Raw genomic sequence first — 20,458 nt, 5'->3', positions numbered from 1 at the left:
GCCTTCGTTGGAATCTGTTATCGCCTTGGTAAGGTTGAGCGCCGGTTAACACCGCCATCGCTCCGGCATTCCATGTCGCGCCGTGATGTCAAATTTCACGAAATCGCGCTGGTTGCCACGCGGGCAGGGCGATAACGTGTAGCCACACATCCGACACTCCCGACTCGCCGGAGAACTCCATGTCGTCCACTCCAGCGCGCAGCTACGCACCGGAGGTCATCGTCGCCGCCGGCTGCCTGATCGCCCTGATCACCTTCGGCCCGCGCGCCAGTGCCGGCCTCTTCCAGATCCCGATGACGCTGCAGTTCCACTGGGGCCGCGACATCTTCGGCCTGGCGCTTGCGATCCAGAACCTGCTCTGGGGGCTGGGTGCGCCCTTCGCCGGTGCCATCGCCGACCGGTATGGCACGGTGCGGGTGCTCTGCGTCGGTGCCGTGCTTTATGCCGCCGGGCTCGTGACGATGGCCTATGCCACCACGCCGCTTCAGCTTCATTTCGGCGCCGGCGTGCTGATCGGCTTCGGCCTTTCGGCCTGCTCGTTCAACCTCGTTCTCGCCGCCTTCGGCAAGCTCCTGCCCGAGCAGTGGCGGCCGATGGCGTTCGGCGCGGGCACGGCGGCCGGCTCCTTCGGCCAGTTCCTGTTCCCGCCGATCGGCAACATCCTGATCGAGACGATAGGCTGGCAGCAGGCGCTGGTCGTCTTCGCCTTCACGCTGCTGCCGATCCTGCCGATCTCGATCGTGCTGGCGACGCGCAAGACCGGGGCGGCCGCTGGCGCCGCTGCGGCCAATCTGCCGAACCAGACGGTTGCGCAGGCGCTGACCGAGGCCTTCAGGCACCGCAGCTATGTCCTGCTCGTGCTCGGCTTCTTCACCTGCGGCTTCCAGCTCGCCTTCATCACCGTGCACATGCCGGCCTATCTCAAGGATGCCGGCCTGCCGGCCTGGGTCGGCGGCTGGACGCTCGCGGTGATCGGTCTGGCCAATGCCGTGGGCTCGCTCTCTTCGGGTTGGCTTTCGACGCGGATGCCGAAGCGTCATCTCCTCGCCTGGATCTATCTCGGCCGTGCCGTGGCGATCGCAGCCTTCATCCTGATCCCGGCGAGCCCGACGACCGCGATCACCTTCGGCGTCGTCATCGGCCTGTTCTGGCTCTCGACCGTACCGCCGACCTCGTCGCTGGTCATGCTGATGTTCGGCACCAAATACATGGCGATGCTCTACGGCTTCGCCTTCTTTTCGCATCAGGTCGGCGGCTTCCTCGGCGTCTGGCTCGGCGGCATGCTCTACGAAACGATGGGCAGCTACCAGTTCGTCTGGTGGCTCTCGGTTGCGCTCGGCGTCGCCTCGGCCCTGATCAACCTGCCGATCGTCGAGCGGCCGGTGCATCGGCCGCAGATGCAGCCGGCCTGATTCGGAAGACGATCAGACGCACGGCCGATGGGGTTGCGGCGGCGGGCTGCCGCTGCAACCTTGTCGGCCTTCGCATGTGGGATCTGCATCGGCTCCTTCCGAAAACCGGCTTCCACTTTTCGGTCCGATGCCCGTGTACGGGAGATGGTGATGACGACGTTCAAGGCCCTCGTGGCGACCAAGGGCGAGGCCGGGCCAAATCTTGCCTTCACGGATTTCGCCGAGAGCGACCTGATGGAGGGCGATGTCACCGTCCGCGTCACCCATTCGACGGTGAACTACAAGGATGGCCTCGCCATTACCGGCAAGGCTCCCGTGGTGCGCCGCTGGCCGATGATCCCCGGCATCGACTTCGCCGGCCGGGTCGAGAGCTCCGACAATCCCGCTTTCAAGCCGGGTGACCTCGTTGTCCTCAACGGCTGGGGCACCGGCGAGACGCATCTGGGCGCTTACGCCCAGAAGAGCCGGGTCAAGGGCGACTGGCTGGTGCCGCTGCCGGAAGGTCTGACGCCCGCCGAAGCGATGGCCATCGGCACCGCCGGCTACACCGCCATGCTCTGCGTTCTCGCGCTCGAGAAGCATGGCCTCAAGCCTTCCGACGGCCCGGTCGTCGTCACCGGTGCCGCCGGCGGTGTCGGCTCGGTCGCAATCGCGCTGCTGGCCAAGGCCGGCTGGCACGTCATCGCCTCGACCGGACGCGCCGAGGAGGCCGACTACCTGAAAAGCCTAGGCGCTGCCGAGATCATCGACCGCAACGAACTCGCCGTGCCGGGCCGCCCGCTCGGCAAGGAGCGCTGGGCTGCGGGCGTCGATGCCGTTGGCTCGCATACGCTGGCGAACCTGCTGTCGATGACGAAATATGGTGGTGCCATCGCCGCTTGCGGGCTGGCGCAGGGCATGGACCTGCCGGCTTCGGTCGCGCCCTTCATCCTGCGCGGCGTCGCGCTGCTGGGCGTCGATTCGGTGATGTGTCCGAAGCCGCGCCGGCTCGAAGCCTGGAGCCGCCTTGCCACCGATCTCGACCGCGAGAAGCTTGCCCTGATCACCACGACGATCCCGCTCGAGGCCGTGATCGAAACGGGCAAGGCCATCGTCGAAGGCAAGGTGAAGGGCCGCGTCGTCGTCGAGATAGGCTAGGAGCCATCCGCGTTCAGACCATGCCGTTTTGAAGAAGGCGCGTCGTCATTCCGGACAAGCCGCGAAGCGGTGCTGATCCGGAATCCATCATCAGGCTCTCCGCGCTACGATGGATTCCGGGTCTCCGCTTCGCCTCGCCCGGAATGACAGGGTTCCGCAAACGACAGCTTGAGCCGATCCTATCCCTCGAACAGTGTCCGCCGCCGCGCCAGCTCGCTGCTGCAGAAATCCATGAAGGCGCGCACGCGCGGCACATGGCGGATGTCGGGGTGGGTCAACACCCACAGCCCCGTGGAGAAATCGGGGTTGGGCGGCAGGAGCTTGATGAGCTCTGGCCTCTGGTCGGCGATGAAGCACGGCACCGGCCCGATGCCGAGGCCCTGTCCGACCGCTTCGGCGATGCCGAGCACGGCCGAGCTCTTCAGTGCGATCAGCTCCGGCGCGACATGCTCGCGCACGAAGCGGGCGGCCTTGACGTGAGAGAGCTGGTCGCCGAGTGCGACCCAGTCGCGCTGGTAAAGCAGGGCGGGATCGACTTTTTCCTCAGGTGTGATGCCGTCTTCCGAGCGGCCATAGATCGCCCAGGCGATGGTGGCGATGCGCCGGCCGACCAGCGTCTCGCCCGGCGTGTCGCTGGCACGGATCGCGATATCGGCATCGCGCTTGGACAAGTTGAGCGCCTGGTTGCCGACGACGACATCGAGCCGGATCAGCGGATGGACCCGGCGGAAGGCCGTGAAGATCGGCAGCAGCACGTTCTGATAGAGGGTGTCTGTCGTCGTGATGCGCAGCTCGCCTGAAGGCGCGACGTCCCGGCCGGCGAGGCGCCGTGCGAAGGCCGTGACATCCTCGTCCATGCGGCTCGCGAGCGCCGCCATCTCCGCACCGGCCACAGTCGCGACATAGCCGGTCTTGCGCCGCTCGAAGAGCGGCATCCCGACGATCTCCTCGATCTGGCCGAGACGCCGGAACACCGTCGAATGGTTGACCGACAGCGCCGCCGCGGCCCCCGTCAGCCCGTCATGATCGGCGATGGCCTTGATCAGCCGGAAATCGTCCCAGGCGAGCTTGGCATTCATCGGCAGCGTCCCCCCACAGGCACGCAAGCCCAAATCTTGCAGCGTTGCAAGCTCGCATCCGCCGTCATGCTCGGGCTTGACCCGAGCATCTCGGAAACCAGTGCCTTCTTGTCCTGAGATTCTCGGGTCTGCGCTTCGCTTCGCCCGAGAATGACGCTTCGCCTCAGCGCGGGGCCGCCGCGCGCCGCAGCCGGTCGTTGATCGCCTCGCCCAGCCCCTGCTCCGGGATGCGGGCAACGGCGATGGTCCGCAATCCCATCTCGTCCAGCCGGCGCAGATGGCCGAAGAGATTGCTTGCAGCCTCGCGGAGATCGCCGGCCGGGCTGAGATTGAGCGCTGCCGGGAAGTCCTGCCCCGGCCCGAAGCCGAGCCAGGCCTCGCCTTCCCGCGGTGCATCGGCATCCAGTCGGACGCGCGCTGCCGGCGCGTAGTGCGAGGTCAGCATGCCCGGCGCGATCGGGGCGTGGCCGGCTTCGCCCGCCAGCACGAGCGGGCGGCCGATCACGCCTTCTATCGCCGCGCGCGGCACGCCGCCGGGCCTGAGCAGGCGCGGTGCACCGTCGAGGCAGGCGACGATGGTGGATTCGACGCCGACCTCGGTCGGGCCGGCATCGAGGACGGCGTCGATGCGCCCGTCGAGATCGGCCATGGCATGGGCGGCGCTGGTTGCGCTGATCCGGCCGGAGCGATTGGCGGAGGGCGCGGCGATCGGCCGACCCGCCGCTTCGAGCACGGCATGTGCGACGGGGTGGGCCGGGACACGCAGCGCCACCGTGGAGAGACCCGCCCGCGCCAGCTCGCTCACCGTGCATCCCGGCGAGGCAGGCACGACCAGCGTCAGCGGGCCCGGCCAGAAGGCTTGCGCCAGCGCCAGGGCATTGGCGTCGAACAGTCCCTGCCGGCTCGCGCTCGCCAGATCGGGCAGGTGCGAGATCAACGGATTGAAGCTCGGCCGCTCCTTGGCGGCGTAGATGCCGGCGACAGCGGTGCCCGAGGTCGCGTCGGCCGCGAGCCCGTAGACGGTTTCCGTCGGCATCGCGACGAGCCCGCCCGCGCGCAGCAGCGCCGCCGCCTCGGCAATGCCGGCAGCATCGACAGCGAGAAGCTTCGTTTGGCGGGAAACGGGGAGGGGGGGCTGGTTCACGATGCGATTGACCGAAGATGGTTTATATATAAACTAACTGGCAGGCGCGACACGGGACGAAGGTCGCGCTCGCTTGCGCGTGGCATAGGCGATAGTTCCTCGCTACCATCGCGGCAACGGCAAATGCAGGCTGCGGCTGCCCTTTCGGGCCCGCGCGCCTCAGGGAGACAACCTATGAGCTATCGCGCCCCGGTTTCGGACATGCTCGCCACCATGCGCCATGTCGCAGGCCTCGACCGACTGATCGCGGACGGGTTGGCATCGGAGCTGGAGGGCGGTGTCACCGAAGCCGTGCTGGACGAGGCGGCGAAGTTCGCGGCCGACGTCATCGCGCCGCTGAACCGGGTCGGCGATGCCTATGGCTCGAAGCTGAAGGACGGCGCGATCACGACGCCGCCGGGCTGGAAGGAGGCCTACAAGGCCTGGGCCGAGGCTGGCTGGAACGCCCTGCCGGCGCCGGAGGCCTATGGCGGGCAGGGGTTGCCGACGCTGCTGCAATCGGCCTGCATCGAAATGTGGAACTCGGCCGCCTTCGCCTTCGCGCTCGGTCCTCTGCTGACGGTCGGCGCCATCGAGGCGCTCTATGCCCATGGTTCCGACCATCTGAAGGAGACCTATCTCGCCAAGCTCGTCTCGGGCGAGTGGATGGGCACGATGAACCTCACCGAGCCGCAGGCGGGCTCGGACCTCAATGCCCTGCGCAGCAAGGCCGAGCGCCAGCCGGACGGCACCTACCGCATCACCGGCCAGAAGATCTTCATCACCTATGGCGAACACGATCTGACGGAGAACATCGTCCATCTCGTGCTGGCGCGCCTGCCCGATGCCCCTCCCGGCACGCGCGGCATCTCGCTCTTCCTCGTGCCGAAATATCTGGTCAATGCCGACGGCTCGCTCGGCGAGCACAACGACCTGCGCTGCTCCGGCATCGAGCACAAGCTCGGCATCCACGCCTCGCCGACCTGCTCGATGGCCTTCGGCGACAATGGCGGCGCCATCGGCTGGCTGATCGGCGAGGAGAACCGCGGCCTCGCCTGCATGTTCACGATGATGAACAACGCCCGCCTCAATGTCGCCCTGCAGGGTGTCGCCATCGCCGAGCGCGCCTATCAGCAGGCGCTCGCCTTCGCGCATGAGCGCAAGCAGGGCGCGGCGCTGGATGCTCCGAAGGGCGCGCCGATGAGCCCGATCATCGTCCATCCGGATGTGCGGCGCATGCTGATGGACATGCGGGCGAAGACACAGGGCGCCCGCGCGATCTCCTATCTCGTGGCCGAGGCGCTCGACCGTTCGCACCGCGAGCCGGACGACGGCAAGCGCAAGGTCGCGGCGGAGCGTGCCGCCATCCTCACCCCGGTCGCCAAGGCGTACTCCACCGATATCGGCATCGATGTCGCCTCGACCGGTATCCAGGTCCATGGCGGCATGGGCTTCGTCGAGGAGACCGGCGCGGCCCAGCATCTGCGCGACGCGCGCATCGCGGCGATCTATGAGGGCACCAACGGCATCCAGGCGATCGATCTCGTCACCCGCAAGCTGCCGCTCTCCGGTGGCGAGGCGGTCAAGGCGCTGATCGCCGAGATGCGCGCCGTGGTCGGCGAGGTCGAGCGTGCGAACACGCCGGGCTTCGGTCACTCGGCGGCGCGATTGGGGGCGGCGGTCGATGCACTCGAGCGCGCGACGCAGTGGATGCTGGCGACGCTCGGCACGAGCCAGGCCGATGCGCTGGCCGGGGCCACGCCCTACCTCAAGCTCTTCGCACTGGCACAGGGCGGCACGGGGCTCGCAAAGAAGGCGCTCGCCACCCGCTCGGAGGCCAACGGCACAGGCGATCTCGCCACGGCCCGTTTCTATGCCGAATACCTCGCGACCGAAGCGCCGGCCCTTGAGCTCGCGGTGACGGAAGGCGCCGGTGCCATCGCCGACGCGGCGGCGGTCTTCGCCGCGTGAGCGCAGCCGCGCCCCGTTCAGGCAGCCGCGCCCTTGCGGGCGCGGATATGCAGGAACAACGGCGCTATCAGCGTATCGGCCAGATAGGTCGCGCGTTCGGCCGTCTCCGCGTCGATGCGCGGCTCGGCCATATGCTCGATCGAGAGTCTGGCCGCGACGATCATCGCGACCCATTCGCTCAGCGTGCGGTGAAACCGCGGCACCCGGAAGGGCTCGACATCGGCCTTGACCTCTGCCGGCGCGGCCCCGAAGCGCCATGTCTCGACCTCGCCGTCGACGCCGTCGAAGTAGCGGCCGACCTCGATCGCGCGGACGTTGCCTGTGTCGTCCCGCAGCACCTTGCGATAGGGCGGCGCAAAGCAGGGGTGGAGGATGGAGAACTGCAAGAAACCGCCGGGCTTCAGCACGCGTGCCGCTTCCGCCAGCGCCTTGTCCTGGAAAGGCATGTCCATCAGCGACATGAAGGCCGTGGCGAAATCGAACTGTGCATCCGCGAAGGGCAGGGCGGTGCCGTCGCCGAACCGGTACTCGATGCCGAGCGGCGCGGCGGCTTCCGCCTCCTGCGCATGGCGGATGAAGGTCGGCGCGATGTCGACGGCGATCATGCGCCCGCCGGCTTCGGCGAGCTTGCGCGTGTTCGAGCCTTCCCCGCAGCCGATGTCGAGGCCGGTCAATCCGGTGATGTCCGGCAGGTTCGCCAGGAAGACCGGCGTGTTCAGGGCATCGCGATAGAGGTCGTAGCCGGCCCGCGCCTGCTGGGTCCAGATTTCGGCATTGGCCTCCCAGCAGGCGGCGACATCGGTACTGTCCATGGTTCCGCTCCGTTGCGAGGGGAGCGGGGCTATAGAGCAGCGGATGGGGTGTGGCTAGCCGATTTCCATTCCAACCACGCGGGTCATCCCGGGCGGAGCGAAGCGCAGACCCGGGATCCATGCCGGAGCGCTTCCGGCAAAGGTTCAGGCATGGATCCCGGATCAGCGCCGCTGACGCGGCTTGTCCGGGATGACCTTGGCGGGGTGGGGTGGATTGATCCACCAAAGCTGGGCCTGCCAGCATGACGACGACGCAACCGTTCCTTTCCGGCCGCATATGCCTCGTCGCGGGGGCTTCGCGCGGGCTCGGGCGCGGCATCGCCAAGGCTCTGGGCGAGGCGGGCGCCACGGTGATCGTCACCGGACGCTCCAGCGAAGCCGGGCCGCATACCGATCAGCGGCCGGAAACCTTCGAGGATACGGCCCGCGAGGTCGAGGTGGCCGGCGGCCGGGGCCATCCCTATCGCTGCGACCACACCAATGAGCGAGAGGTCGACAGGCTCGTCGCCTGGGCCCTGCGCCGCTTCGGCCGGTTGGACTGCGTTGTCGATGCGGTCTGGGGCGGCAATGAAGGCTATGACGGAGAGCGCTATCCGGACGGCTCCGGCTTCGGCACGCCATTCTGGCGCCGCCCGGTCGCGAGGCTGGCGGAGAGCTTCGAAAGCGGTGTCTATGCGCAGCTCCTGCTTGCGCGCGCCGTCGCGCCGGCGATGGTGCAGATGCGCTCCGGCCTGATTGTCACGGTGAGCTTCGATACGGCCGGCGCCTATCTCGGCGATGTCTTCTACGATCTCGCCAAGGCCGCGATGAACCGGCTGAGCTTCGCGATGGCGCAGGAGCTTCGGCCCTTCGGCGTCACCGCGCTTGGGATCTCGCCGGGCCATGTCCTGACCGAGCGCGTCCGCGACGCCGGCCTCGCCGCCGAGACGACCGAGACGCCGCTCTATGCCGGCCGTGCCGTCGCGGCGCTCGCTGCCGATCCACAGGTCGCGCGCTATACCGGGCAAGTGCTGCCTGTCGCCGATCTCGCGCGCGCCTATGGCTTCACCGATCGGGACGGCTCGCAGCCCGCCCGCTTCAACATCACGGACCAACAGGGAGGCGGCGATGTCGCTTAAGGGTAAGACGCTTTTCATCACCGGCGGCTCTCGCGGCATCGGCCTCGCCATCGCGCTCAAGGCGGCCAGGGACGGCGCCAACGTCACCATCGCGGCCAAGACGGCCGAGCCGCATCCGAAGCTGCCGGGCACGATCTATACCGCTGCGGCCGAGATCGAGGCGGCCGGCGGCAGGTGCCTGCCCCTGATGGTCGATGTCCGCGACGAGCAGAGCGTGGCCGAGGCGATCGCCAAGACGGCCGAGACCTTCGGCGGCATCGACATCGTCCTGAACAACGCCAGCGCGATCCAGCTCACCAACACCCAGATGACCGACATGAAGCGCTTCGATCTGATGCATCAGATCAATACGCGCGGCACCTTCATGGTCTCGAAATACGCGATTCCCCATCTGGAGAAGGCTGAAAACCCGCACATCCTCATGCTCTCGCCGCCGCTCGACATGAAGACGCAGTGGTTCGCGCCGCATCTGGCCTATTCCATCGCCAAATACGGCATGAGCCTTTGCGTGCTCGGGCTCGCCGGGGAGCTGGCTCCGAAGGGCATCGCCGTCAACGCGCTCTGGCCGCGCACGACGATCGCGACCGCCGCCGTCCAGAACCTGCTCGGCGGCGACAAGATGGTGCAGGCGAGCCGCACGCCCGAGATCCTCGCCGATGCCGCCCACATGATCTTCTCGAAGCCGTCCCGCGAATTCTCCGGCAACTTCCTGATCGACGACAGCTTCATGGCCGGCGAGGGCGTCACCGACTTCACGCCCTATCGCGTCGATCCGTCCGTGCCGCTGATGCCGGACTTTTTCGTTCCGGCCGACAGCAAGCCGCCACAGGGCGTGAAGGGCGGCGTCTGAGCCGTCATCGGTTTGACATGCGTCTTGGATCGGAGTTCCTGCCGGCACCTACCCTGACCGTGCAGCGAGATTCGCACCCATGCTGATGATCCACGGTGTCTCCTCCGAGGCGCGCGACAAGCTTCGGCATGCGGCGCTCGGGCCGGGCGAGGCCTTTCCGGCGGACGTCATCTGGATCGACCTGCTCAACCCGACGCCCGAGGAAGACAAGCGCGTCGAGCAGCATCTCGGCATCTCGATACCGACGCGAGAGGAGATGCATGATCTCGAGCCTTCCGAGATCATCTACACCGAGGATGGCGCGCGCTTCATGACGGCGCGCGTGATCTGCCAGTCCGACACGGTCGTCCCGAAGCTGGCAGACGTCACCTTCATCCTCACCGAGAAGGCGCTGGTGACGGTGCGCTATGACGAGCCCGGCGCCTTCAACATCTTCCTCAATCGCGCCACCAAGCCGGGTGGCTGCGGCCAGCAGCCGGAAGCGGTCCTCGACGGGCTGATCGAGGCGATCGTCGATCGTGCGGCGGAGGTGCTGCGCGGCGTCGGGGACAAGATCGACATCGCCTCGCGCCGGATCTTCGCCGGGCGCGGACAGGATGTCGAGCGGGGCGGCGTCTATCAGGTCGTCATCCAGAAGATCGGCCAGTACGAGCACATCATCTCCAATGTGCGCGAGAGCATGGTTTCGGTCGAGCGCGTGCTGCTCTTTCTCTCTGCCAACTACACGCGGCCGAAGAAGGCGCAGACAGGGTTCTCGGCGGAATGGCGTTCGGCGGTCCGCGACGTGCAGGCCATCGAGGAACACGCCGCCTTCCTGTCCAACAAGCTGCAGTTCATGATGGACGCCACGCTCGGCCTCGTCTCGATCGAGCAGAACAAGATCATCAAGCTCTTCTCGGTCGTCTCGGTCGCGCTGATGCCGCCGACGCTGATCGCCTCGATCTACGGCATGAACTTCAAGGCCATGCCGGAGTTGGACTGGCAGTGGGGCTATCCGATGGCGATCGGGCTGATGATTCTGTTCGCGGTGCTGCCCTATATCTTCTTCCGCTGGAAGAAATGGCTCTGAGACCACGCCTGCGGCGGCGACCGTGACGACCGGATGACCCAGCCTCAGCTTCTTTCCGTCCTTCTCGTCGCCGGCATGATGGCTGCCTTCCTCTGGGGGCGGCTGCGCTACGACATTGTCGCGATGCTGGCGCTGTTGCTCGCCGTGGCGCTCGGGCTGGTGCCGGCGGCAGAGGCGTTCAAGGGCTTTTCCGACGACATCGTGATCATCGTCGGCAGCGCGCTGGTTCTGAGCTCTGCCGTGGCCCGGTCGCGCATCATCGAACGGCTGTTCTCGAAGCTGGGCCCGCGCCTGTCCTCGACCCAGCTCGAGGTGCCGTTGCTCGTCTTCGCCGTCGCGATCTTGTCGGCGATCATCAAGAACATCGGCGCGCTCGCGATGATGCTGCCCATCGCCTACCAGCTCGCGCGCAAGGACGGGAAATCGCCCTCGGTTTTCCTGATGCCGATGGCCTTCGCCTCGCTGCTGGGCGGCATCGTCACGCTGGTCGGCACCTCGCCGAACGTCATCGTCGCGCGCGTGCGGCAGGAGCTCGGCGGCCAGCCTTTCGGCATGTTCGATTTCGCGCCGGTCGGCATCGTCGTGGCGCTTGCGGGCTGCGCCTTCCTCAGCGTCGGCTACCGGCTTCTGCCGCGCGACCGGCGCGGCGCGGTCTCGCTCGACCAGGCCATCGACATCAAGGATTACCTCACCGAAGCAAAGCTGACCGAGAAGTCGCTCCTTGCCGGCAGGACGGTCGCCGATCTCAAGGCCATCGGTGGTGGCGGAGCCGAGATCGTCTCGATCCTGCGCAACGAGCGACGGGAGCAGGCGCCCCTGCCGGACGCGGGCCTGCGCGCGGGCGATATTCTGCTGCTGCGCGGCGACGCCGCCGTGCTGGAGCGGGTCGTCGCCGAGGGGCGGCTCGACCTCATCGGCAAGGATCGCCCGACGCAAAAGGAGGATGCGCTGGATCCTGACCGCGTCGCAGAGGCGATCATCGGGCCCGGGTCCGTCCTCATCGGTCAATCGGCCGGCGACATGGCGCTTCACAGCCGCTTCGGCGTCAACATGATCGCGATCAGCCGTTCCGGGGAGCGCTTCAGCCAGCGGCTGCGCGATATCCGTTTGCGTGCCGGCGATATCGTCGTCATCCAGGGCGATGAGAAACTGCTGCCGGAAAAGCTCTCGGAGATGGGGCTGCTGCCCTTGGCCGACCGGCTCGTGCCGCTTGGCCTGACCCGCCGTGTCGTGCTGACCGTCGCGATCACGCTCGCGGCGATCATAGCTCTCGCGACCGGTCTCGCGCCGGTGCCGCTCGTCTTCTTCGCCGCGGCCGTGTTGCTGATCGCCTTCCGCTGCGTGCCGCTGCGCGAAGCCTACAACAACGTCGATGCGCCGATCCTGGTGATGCTGGCGGCGTTGATCCCGGTCAGCGAATCCTTGCGCGCGACCGGCGCCACCGATCTCTTCGCATCCTGGCTCGCCGTGATCGGCGGCGGCCTGCCGGGCTGGGCCGCGGTCGCTTTGATCCTGGTTGCCGCGATGGCGGTGACGCCCTTCCTGAACAACGCCGCGACCGTGCTCGTCATGGCGCCGATCGGCGCGGGGTTCGCCAAGAACCTCGGCTACAATCCCGATGCCTTCCTGATGGCGGTCGCGATCGGCGCAGCCTGCGATTTCCTCACGCCGATCGGACACCAGTGCAACACGCTGGTGATGGGGCCGGGCGGCTACCGCTTCAGCGACTATGCGAGGCTCGGCGCGCCGCTCTCCCTCATCGTCATCTTGCTCGCCGTGCCGATGATCCTGCTGGTCTGGCCGCTGCGCTAGAGCCAGCCGTTCCGCCTGAACCGCCAGTAGAGCGTAGCGCAGGCGCAGGCGATGAGCGCCAGGACGAGGTAGTAGCCATACTGGAATTCCAGCTCCGGCATGTTCTTGAAGTTCATGCCGTAGATGCCGGCGACAGCGGTCGGAACCGCGAGGATGGCGGCCCAGGAGGCGAGCCGTTTGGTGATCGCGTTCTCCTGGCTCTGGCCGACCAGCAGGCTCGCCTCGAAGGCGAAGGCCAGCACTTCGCGCAGGCTGTCGATCTTCTCCTGCACCGTGCGGACATGGTCGGTCACGTCGCGGAACATCGTGGCGAGCGCCGGCCTTACCTGCGGGATGTTCCCGTTGGTCAGGCGCTGGCAGACGTCGACCAGCGGCCCGATGGCATTGCGTAGCCGCAGCAGATCGCGCCTGAGCATGTAGAGCCGCTCGATATCGGAGCGCGTCATCGGCTTGGCCAAGACTCTGTCCTCGATTGCCTCCACCTCGTCATGGATCGCTTCGAGCACCGGCATGTAATTGTCGACGATGAAGTCGAGGATCGCATAGAGGATGAAATCCTCGCCCTTCGCCAGCGATGTCGGGCAGGTCTCCCAATGCTGCCGGACCGAGGTGTAGGAGGTCGAGGCGCCATGGCGCACGCTGACGATATAGCCTCGGCCGATGAAGATATGCGTCTCGCCGAAGGCGATGCGCCCGTCGATCAGTTGCGCGGTGCGCGCCACCACGAACAGGGCGTCGCCATATTGTTCGAGCTTCGGGCGCTGATGGGCGTTGGTCGCATCCTCGACCGCGAGCGGGTGCAGGTTGAACTGCTGCTGTACGCATTTGAGCAGGGCTGGATCGGGTTCGAAAAGCCCGATCCAGACGACATGGTCGTCCTTTTGCGCCCAGGCGCCGGCTTCCTCGACCGGGATGTCGGCGATGCGCACACCGTGAGCGTAGACGCTCGATGCGACGACGCCGGCTGCGTGGAGTTGCCCTTCGACGGAATCGCGAGGGAGCGGCTTGGGCGCCGCGGAGGCGGCAAACCGGACGTTCGAGACTGTCATCTGATCACCCCGTCGGTCGCGAGATCACCATAAGGCAGGCTAGAACTGTTCCCGGTCCGTGGAAATCACTTTTCCGGCAAAGCGAGCGCTTTGGCGGCAATGATTCCGACTTTTACGCCATCACCCTGGCAGCGACCTGCTTCAGCGCCGCGGCATCGCGCTCCAGCCAGCCGGGAACGGGCAGGTTCTTCGAGCGGAGGAATTCGGGGTTGAAGAGCTTGGACTGGTAGCGCGTGCCATAGTCGCACAGCACCGTCACGATGGTGTGGCCGGGGCCCAGTTGCTTCGCCAGTCGGATCGCGCCGGCGACGTTGATGCCCGAGGAGCCGCCGAGGCAGAGGCCTTCCTGCTCCAGCAGATCGAAGACGATCTGGACCGCTTCCGCATCCGGGATCTGGAAGGCGGCATCGACCGGTGCGCCTTCCAGATTGGCGGTGATGCGGCCCTGGCCGATACCCTCGGTGATCGAGGATCCCTCCGCCTTGAGCACGCCGCTCGTGTAATAGGAATACAGCGCAGCGCCCATCGGATCGGCGAGGCCGATCGTGACCTTCGGATTGCGTGCCTTCAGCGCCATGCCGACGCCGGCGAGCGTGCCGCCCGAGCCGACCGCGCAGATGAAGCCGTCGACCTTGCCCGCCGTCTGATCCCAGATTTCCGGGCCGGTGGTGTCGAAATGGCCCTGCCGGTTGGCGACATTGTCGAACTGGTTGGCCCAGATCGCGCCGCTCGCTTCGCTCTTCGCCAGTTCGTCGGCGAGGCGGCCCGAGACCTTCACGTAGTTGTTCGGATTGGCATAAGGCGCGGCCGGCACCTCGACCAGCGTCGCGCCGGCGAGCCGCAGCATGTCCTTCTTTTCCTGACTCTGCGTCTCCGGGATGACGATGACCGACCGATAGCCCAGCGCATTGCCGACCAGCGCGATGCCGATGCCGGTATTGCCCGCCGTGCCTTCGACGATGACGCCGCCCGGCTTGAGCTGCCCCTTCGCCTCGGCGTCGCGGATGATGGCGAGCGCGGCGCGGTCCTTCACCGACTGTCCGGGATTCATGAATTCGGCCTTGCCGAGGATGGCGCAACCCGTTTCCAGCGACGCCTTTTGCAGCTTGATGAGTGGGGTGTTGCCGATGGCTTCGATGACGCCGTTGCGGATGGTCATGGCCGGATTTCCCAATTCGTCTCTGACCTGATAGGCGAAACACTCGCCAAGGTCACCAAGCAAGCGGGCCGCACGCCCCGGGTTCGCAACCATGCCAGTCGCCAAGCCGCAGCCGGGAGAAAACTCTTCTCCGAGGCTCGCCATGAATGAAATTCTGGTCGTCGATCGCCTCGGTCAGCGCGGCGACGGTATCGTGCAGACGCCCGCTGGCACCGTGTTCGTTCCCTATGCGCTGCCGGGCGAAACCGTGCGCGCAGTGGTCGACGGCGAGCGCGGGCAACTCGTCGAGATCATCGCGCCCTCCCAATCCCGCATCGCTGCGATCTGCCCGCTCTTCACCCGCTGCGGCGGTTGCGCGGCGCAGCACATGGAGCCCGGCCTCTACCGGGAATGGAAGCGCCAGCAGGTGGTCACGGCGCTGAGCCGCGCCGGCATCGAGGCGCCGGTCGCCGATCTCGTCGATGCCCATGGCGCCGGGCGCCGGCGCGTCACCTTCCATGCTCGCCGCCAGGGCGAGGCGATGGTCGTCGGCTTTATGGCGGCACGCAGCCATGAGTTGATCGCGGTCGAGGCCTGCCCGGTGCTGGCGCCGGGCCTCGATCGGGCGCCTGCCGTCGCGCAGATGCTGGCGAACCGCATGGGCGGAGCGAACAAGCCGCTGGATATCCAGATCACCGCCTCGGAAGCGGGGCTCGATGTCGACATGCGTGGCCACGGCCCGGTCGCCGACAAACTCAGGCTGGCCCTGACCCAACTCGCGGAACGGCTCGACCTCGCCAGGCTCTCCAACCATGGCGAGATCGTCGTCGAGCGCCGCCCGCCCTTGCAGCATATGGGCAAGGCGCTGGTCGCGCCGGCCGCGGGGGGCTTCCTGCAGGCGACGGTGGCGGGCGAGGAGGCTCTGGCCGGACTCGTCATGGCTGCTCTGCCGAAGGGAAAGCGTGTCGCCGATCTCTTCGCCGGTTGCGGCCCGTTCAGCTTCCGTATGGCCGAGCGCATGCAGGTGCTGGCCGTCGAGACCGAGAAGGCGGCGATGCTCGCTCTGACCAAGGGCGCCGGCGCGACGCAGGGACTCAAACCCATCGCGACCGAGACGCGCGACCTGTTCCGCCGCCCGCTGCTGGAGCATGAGCTCAACGGTTTCGACGTCGTCGTGCTCGACCCGCCGCGCGCCGGTGCGGAGGCGCAGGTCAAGCGGCTTGCGGCCTCGAAGGTCCGGGATGTGGTCTACGTTTCCTGCGACGCCGGCAGTTTCGCGCGCGACGCTGCGACGCTGGTTGCGGGCGGTTATGCGCTGGAGGCCGTGACGCCGGTCGACCAGTTCCGCTATTCCGCCCATGTCGAGCTCGTCGGCGTGTTCCGGCGAGGCAGGAAGGGCTGAGGACAGGGCTTCAGGATGAGCGCAATTCTTGATCGCATGGCCGGCATCGTCGGCGCGAAGAACGTTATCACCGATGCCGACGCCATGGTGCCCTATCTCAAGGAGTGGCGCGATCTCTTCCGCGGCAAGGCGCAAGGAATCGTCCGCCCAGGCTCGACTGCCGAGGTCGCGGAGCTGGTGAAGCTCGCCGCCGAGACCGGCACGACGCTGGTGCCGCAGGGCGGCAATACCGGGCTCGTCGGCGGCCAGATCCCGATTGCGGAGGGCAGGGAAGTCATCCTCTCGCTGCAGCGGCTCGACAAGATCCGGGCGGTCGACACCGACGGCGACACCATGATCGTCGAGGCTGGCGTCACCCTGAAGCGGGCGCAGGATGCGGCCGAGGCGGCAGGTCGCCTCTTCCCGCTCTCGCTCGCCTCTGAAGGCTCCTGCACCATCGGCGGCAACCTCTCGACCAATGCCGGCGGCACCGCCGTCCTTGCCTATGGCAATGCCCGTGAGCTCTGCCTCGGGCTCGAGGTCGTCCTGCCGGACGGACGCATCTGGAACGGCCTGCGCCAGCTCCGCAAGGACAACACCGGCTACGACCTGAAGGATCTCTTCATCGGGGCCGAAGGCACGCTCGGCATCATCACCGCCGCGGTGCTCAAGCTCTTCCCGCTGCCGGCGGCCCGCGCCACCGCCTTCCTTGCCGTGCCGGACCCGGAAGCGGCGCTTGCCTTGCTCAACGCCGCGAAGGCCGGCGCCGGCGGCACTCTGACCACCTTCGAACTGATGCCGCGCATCGGTCTGGATTTCGTCCTGCGCCATGCGTCCGGCGCGCGCGACCCGCTATCCGAGCCGTCGCCCTGGTATGTGCTGATGGAGGTCTCAGCCCAGTCCGCCGCCGGGCTCGACGAGCATGTCGAAGCTTTCCTCGGCGAGGCGCTGGAGAATGGCATCGTCACCGACGCTGCGCTGGCGGGGTCGCTGACCCAGCGCGCCGATTTCTGGAAGCTGCGCGAGATGATGTCGGAGGTGCAGACCTATGAGGGCGGCTCGATCAAGCATGACGTCTCGGTGCCGGTCCACGCTACGCCGGAATTCCTGAAGCGCGCGATTGCGACGGTGGAAGCGATGGTCCCGGGCTGCCGCCCCGTGCCCTTCGGCCATCTCGGCGACGGTAACATCCATTTCAACATCAGCCAGCCGGTCGGCGCCGACAAGGCCGCCTATCTCGCGCGCTGGAGCGAGATGAACGAGGCGGTCCATGCCATCGTCACGGAACTCCACGGCTCCATCTCGGCCGAGCACGGCATTGGCCGCCTGAAGCGCGACCTGCTGCCGGGCGTGAAGGACCCCGTGGAGCTCGACCTGATGCGCGCGATCAAGCAGACGCTCGATCCGCGGGGGATTCTGAACCCGGGCGCGATGCTGGCGCAGGAATGAGTGGCGCTCGTCATGCTCGGGCTTGACCCGAGCATCTGCTGATCAAGATTCGCGGGTCTGCGTTCCGCTCCGCCCGAGAATGACGATCGCTCTTGGAGGGCACCAACCCTTGCCCGCGCCATCGGCAGGCTGCGTCGTGAAGCATCGCTGCCGGAACGTCCTGCTCAAAAATTTGGCAGGATGCGCCCTGCGCTCGATTGACCGCTTTTTGCCTCATCTCTAGCCTTCGGCCTCATAACGAGAACATGAGGGGTTGGCTGGTATGATCGGCGTGACGCGGATGCTGTCGAATTGCGCGCGGATGACGGGCTTCGGGCCGACGCGGCGCGGTCTTGTCGGTGCGGCCTTGGTGGGAGCGGCTGCACTGGCCGGGGCGATGCCGGCGGCCGCCCAGACTTCGCTGAAATTCACGCTCGACTGGGTCTTTCAGGGGCCGACCTCGCCCTTCCTCGTCGCGCTCGACAAGGGCTACTACAAGGCCGAAGGGCTCGACGTGACGATGGACCCCGGCCAGGGCTCGGCCGGCGCAGTCCAGCGTGTCGCGACTGGCGCCTACGATATCGGCTTCGCCGATGTGAACTCGCTGATCGAGTACAACGCCAAGAATGCGGGCAAGGAAATCCTCTGCGTCTTCATGGCCTATGATTTCCCGCCCTTCGGCGTCCATGCGCTGAAGAAGAGCGGCATCACAAAGCCGGCCGATCTCGCCGGCAAGAAGCTCGGCGCGCCGGTCTTCGACGCCTCATTCCGGCTGTTCCCGGCCTTCGCCAAGAAGGTCGGGCTCGACGCTGCCACCGTCCAGCACGTCAATCTGACGCCGCAGCTGCGCGAGCAGTCGCTGGTGCAAGGCACGGTCGACTTCATTTCCGGGCACTATTTCTCCTCGATCCTCGATCTGAAGGCGCGCGGCGTGAAGGCGGAGGACGTCGTCTCGTTCAACTACTCCGACTACAAGATGGATGTTTACGGCAACGGCATCATCGTCTCGCCGGCGCTGGCGGCGAAGCCTGAGGTTGTCACCGGCTTCCTCCGCGCCACCGCCAAGGCCTGGAAGGAAGTCGCGGCCAATCCGGCGCTGGGTATCGCCGCCGCCAAGAAGCGTGACCCGCTGATCGACGAGAAGCTGGAGGCCGAGCGCCTCGACATGTCGCTTCGGATGAACGTGCTGACGCCCTTCGTGAAGGAAAACGGCATGGGCGATGTCGAGCCGGCCCGCTTCGCCCGCTCGGTCAAGGACGTGGCCGAGGCCTTCGGCCTGCCCTCGGCGCCCAAACCGGACAAGGTCTTCACGGGCAAGTTCCTGCCGCCGAAGGCGGAGCGGATGGTCGCGCCCTGACGCGCCGTTCCATCCCCGGCCCTCATCCTGAGGAGCCGTTCCGGCAGGAGCGGCGTCTCGAAGGATGCTTCAGGAGGCTCCCGTGATATCTGGACCATCCTTCGAGATGCAGGCATCCCGGCCTGCTCCTCAGGATGAGGGCTTGGGGGCGAATAGCTCCCAACCGCCTCTCGTCGAACTGCGGCAGGTCAGCCTCGCCTATGGCAGCGGGCCCGGCCGCATGCTGGCGCTTGAAGATGCGACGCTCTCCATCGCCAAGGGCGAGTTCATCGCCGTGGTCGGCCCATCCGGCTGCGGCAAGTCGACCCTGATGAAACTCGTCACCGGACTGCTGCCGCCGAGTGGAGGGGAGGTTCGGGTCCACGGGCAGGTGGTGAAGGGGCCGATCCGCGGCGTCGGTATGGCCTTCCAGGCGCCGACCCTGATGCCCTGGCGCACGACGCTCGACAACATCCTGCTGCCGCTGGAGGTGGTCGAGCCGCACAAGCGCCGCTTCCGTGCCAACAAGGCCGAATATGTCGCGCGCGGCGAGGCGCTGCTGGCCTCGGTCGGCCTCGGCGGCTTCGGCCAGAAGTACCCTTGGCAGCTCTCGGGCGGCATGCAGCAGCGCTCCAGCCTGTGCCGCGCGCTCGTCCACGAGCCGGATATCCTGATGCTCGACGAGCCCTTCGGCGCGCTCGACGCCTTCACCCGCGAAGAGCTCTGGAGCGTGATGCAGAAGCTCTGGATGGAGCGCCGGTTCACAGCGGTTCTCGTCACGCACGATCTGCGCGAGGCGGTCTATCTCGCGGACACCGTCTATGTGATGAGCCGGCGCCCTGGAAAGATCGTCAAGATCCGCAAGATCGAGCTGCCGCGCCCGCGCACGCTGGAGACGACCTTCTCGGTCGAGTTCGTCGACATCGTCCACGAACTGCGCGAACGCATCCATCTGGAGCATGCGTGATGAGCGAGACTCAGAGGCGCATATTGCTCCTCGCCATGCCCTGGCTTGCCATGGCAGGCCTGCTGCTCGCCTGGGAGTTGGCCTGCATCGTCTTCGACGTCCCCGAGATTCTGGCGCCGCGCCCGACGCGCATCTTCGAGACGATGGTTCAGCGCTGGGATATCCTGCTGCGCTTCTGCCTGGAGACGCTCTGGACCACGCTCATCGGCTTCGCACTGGCGATCGGCTTCGGCTTGCTGCTGGGCCTGGCCATCGGCGCCTCGCCCTTCGTCTATTCCGGTCTCTACCCGCTGCTGATCGCCTTCAACGCGATCCCGAAGGTCGCGATCGTACCGATCCTGATGATCTGGGTCGGCGTCGGCGCGCTGCCGGCGGTGATCACCGCCTTCGTCATCTCCTTCTTCCCGATCGTCGTGAACGTCGCCACGGGCCTTGCCACCATCGAACCCGAGATGCGCGACGTCATGCGCTCGCTCGGCGCGAGCCAATGGGAAATCCTCACCAAGGTCGGCGTGCCCCGCGCGATGCCCTATCTCTTCGCCAGCCTGAAGGTCGCGGTGACGCTCGCCTTCGTCGGCTCGGTGCTGTCGGAGACCGTGGGCGGCAATCGCGGCATCGGCTTCCTGATGCTCTCGGCCGGCGCGCGCAACGACGCGCCGACCACCTTCGCCGGCCTGTTCTCCATCGCGATCATGGGCATGGCGCTTTATGCGCTCTGCGCACTGGTCGAGCGGCGGATGACCCGTTGGGCCTTCCGCGGCGAGATCGTCGCCTGA

The 20,458-nt window shown here is 66.9% G+C and carries 17 protein-coding genes; 12 read left to right on the top strand and 5 right to left on the bottom strand.

The genetic code is table 11. The features are described 5' to 3' along the window. Window positions 1–179: 179 nt before the first annotated feature. Together AC1DIN_RS06125 and acuI are read left to right on the top strand one after the other, a co-directional pair. The gene (locus AC1DIN_RS06125; protein ID WP_476809068.1) at window positions 180–1,412 is read left to right on the top strand and encodes an MFS transporter; all 1,233 of its coding nucleotides are present in this window, start codon (window positions 180–182) and stop codon (window positions 1,410–1,412) included. A gap of 150 nt (window positions 1,413–1,562) precedes the next feature. Continuing rightward, window positions 1,563–2,549 carry an acrylyl-CoA reductase (NADPH) gene (gene acuI, locus AC1DIN_RS06120; protein WP_476809067.1) on the top strand — a complete coding sequence of 329 codons (987 nt, stop codon included), beginning with the start codon at window positions 1,563–1,565 and terminating at the stop codon, window positions 2,547–2,549. A gap of 179 nt (window positions 2,550–2,728) precedes the next feature. Here acuI and AC1DIN_RS06115 read toward each other — a convergent pair whose 3' ends face one another. Then, window positions 2,729–3,628, bottom strand: coding sequence for a LysR family transcriptional regulator (locus tag AC1DIN_RS06115; protein WP_476809066.1), 900 nt, complete (start codon window positions 3,626–3,628; stop codon window positions 2,729–2,731). Window positions 3,629–3,791: 163 nt separating this feature from the next. Further along, window positions 3,792–4,772 carry an L-threonylcarbamoyladenylate synthase gene (locus AC1DIN_RS06110; protein ID WP_476809065.1) on the bottom strand — a complete coding sequence of 327 codons (981 nt, stop codon included), beginning with the start codon at window positions 4,770–4,772 and terminating at the stop codon, window positions 3,792–3,794. Window positions 4,773–4,946: 174 nt separating this feature from the next. On the opposite strand from AC1DIN_RS06110, the gene AC1DIN_RS06105 reads away from it, so the two are divergent. Beyond that, entirely contained in the window at window positions 4,947–6,722 is a 1,776-nt protein-coding gene (locus tag AC1DIN_RS06105) for an acyl-CoA dehydrogenase (RefSeq protein ID WP_476809064.1), read from the top strand. 17 nt (window positions 6,723–6,739) lie between these two features. Here the strand turns inward: AC1DIN_RS06105 and AC1DIN_RS06100 are convergent, their stop codons facing one another. After that, window positions 6,740–7,534: a class I SAM-dependent methyltransferase gene (locus AC1DIN_RS06100; RefSeq protein WP_476809063.1), complete on the bottom strand. Its 795-nt coding sequence runs from the start codon at window positions 7,532–7,534 to the stop codon at window positions 6,740–6,742. A gap of 242 nt (window positions 7,535–7,776) precedes the next feature. Here AC1DIN_RS06100 and AC1DIN_RS06095 point away from each other — a divergent pair, with 242 nt between their 5' ends. From AC1DIN_RS06095 to AC1DIN_RS06080, 4 genes are all read left to right on the top strand, one after another. Beyond that, complete coding sequence (locus AC1DIN_RS06095; protein WP_476809062.1) at window positions 7,777–8,652, top strand: SDR family NAD(P)-dependent oxidoreductase; 876 nt, start codon at window positions 7,777–7,779, stop codon at window positions 8,650–8,652. Beyond that, window positions 8,642–9,502, top strand: coding sequence for an SDR family oxidoreductase (locus tag AC1DIN_RS06090; protein ID WP_476809061.1), 861 nt, complete (start codon window positions 8,642–8,644; stop codon window positions 9,500–9,502). Before AC1DIN_RS06095 ends, AC1DIN_RS06090 begins: the two co-directional genes overlap by 11 nt. A gap of 79 nt (window positions 9,503–9,581) precedes the next feature. Beyond that, window positions 9,582–10,571 (top strand): magnesium/cobalt transporter CorA, encoded by a 990-nt coding sequence (gene corA, locus AC1DIN_RS06085; protein ID WP_441468739.1) that lies wholly within the window; start codon window positions 9,582–9,584, stop codon window positions 10,569–10,571. Between the two features lie 33 nt (window positions 10,572–10,604). Next, complete coding sequence (locus AC1DIN_RS06080; protein WP_441468738.1) at window positions 10,605–12,383, top strand: SLC13 family permease; 1,779 nt, start codon at window positions 10,605–10,607, stop codon at window positions 12,381–12,383. Here the strand turns inward: AC1DIN_RS06080 and corA (AC1DIN_RS06075) are convergent. Together corA (AC1DIN_RS06075) and AC1DIN_RS06070 are read right to left on the bottom strand one after the other, a co-directional pair. Next, on the bottom strand, window positions 12,380–13,432 hold the full coding sequence (gene corA, locus AC1DIN_RS06075; protein ID WP_476809060.1) for a magnesium/cobalt transporter CorA: 1,053 nt from the start codon (window positions 13,430–13,432) through the stop codon (window positions 12,380–12,382). The genes AC1DIN_RS06080 and corA (AC1DIN_RS06075) overlap by 4 nt on opposite strands. Before the next feature lie 112 nt (window positions 13,433–13,544). Beyond that, on the bottom strand, window positions 13,545–14,591 hold the full coding sequence (locus AC1DIN_RS06070) for a cysteine synthase A (protein ID WP_476809059.1): 1,047 nt from the start codon (window positions 14,589–14,591) through the stop codon (window positions 13,545–13,547). 142 nt (window positions 14,592–14,733) lie between these two features. Here AC1DIN_RS06070 and AC1DIN_RS06065 point away from each other — a divergent pair, with 142 nt between their 5' ends. The 5 genes from AC1DIN_RS06065 to AC1DIN_RS06045 all read left to right on the top strand — a co-directional run bounded on the left by AC1DIN_RS06065 (window position 14,734) and on the right by AC1DIN_RS06045 (window position 20,458). Then, complete coding sequence (locus tag AC1DIN_RS06065) at window positions 14,734–15,972, top strand: class I SAM-dependent RNA methyltransferase (protein WP_476809058.1); 1,239 nt, start codon at window positions 14,734–14,736, stop codon at window positions 15,970–15,972. A gap of 15 nt (window positions 15,973–15,987) precedes the next feature. Continuing rightward, complete coding sequence (locus tag AC1DIN_RS06060) at window positions 15,988–17,400, top strand: FAD-binding oxidoreductase (RefSeq protein WP_476809057.1); 1,413 nt, start codon at window positions 15,988–15,990, stop codon at window positions 17,398–17,400. Window positions 17,401–17,662: 262 nt separating this feature from the next. Continuing rightward, a complete protein-coding gene (locus AC1DIN_RS06055; protein WP_476809380.1) occupies window positions 17,663–18,736 on the top strand; it encodes an ABC transporter substrate-binding protein in 1,074 nt (357 codons plus the stop codon). 220 nt (window positions 18,737–18,956) lie between these two features. Next, window positions 18,957–19,682: an ABC transporter ATP-binding protein gene (locus AC1DIN_RS06050; RefSeq protein ID WP_476809379.1), complete on the top strand. Its 726-nt coding sequence runs from the start codon at window positions 18,957–18,959 to the stop codon at window positions 19,680–19,682. Continuing rightward, complete coding sequence (locus AC1DIN_RS06045) at window positions 19,682–20,458, top strand: ABC transporter permease (protein ID WP_441468733.1); 777 nt, start codon at window positions 19,682–19,684, stop codon at window positions 20,456–20,458. The genes AC1DIN_RS06050 and AC1DIN_RS06045 overlap by 1 nt, the downstream gene beginning before the upstream one ends.

Source organism: Allobosea sp. 05T438, from assembly GCF_056396025.1.
This window is presented reverse-complemented; position numbering and strand designations above follow the sequence as displayed.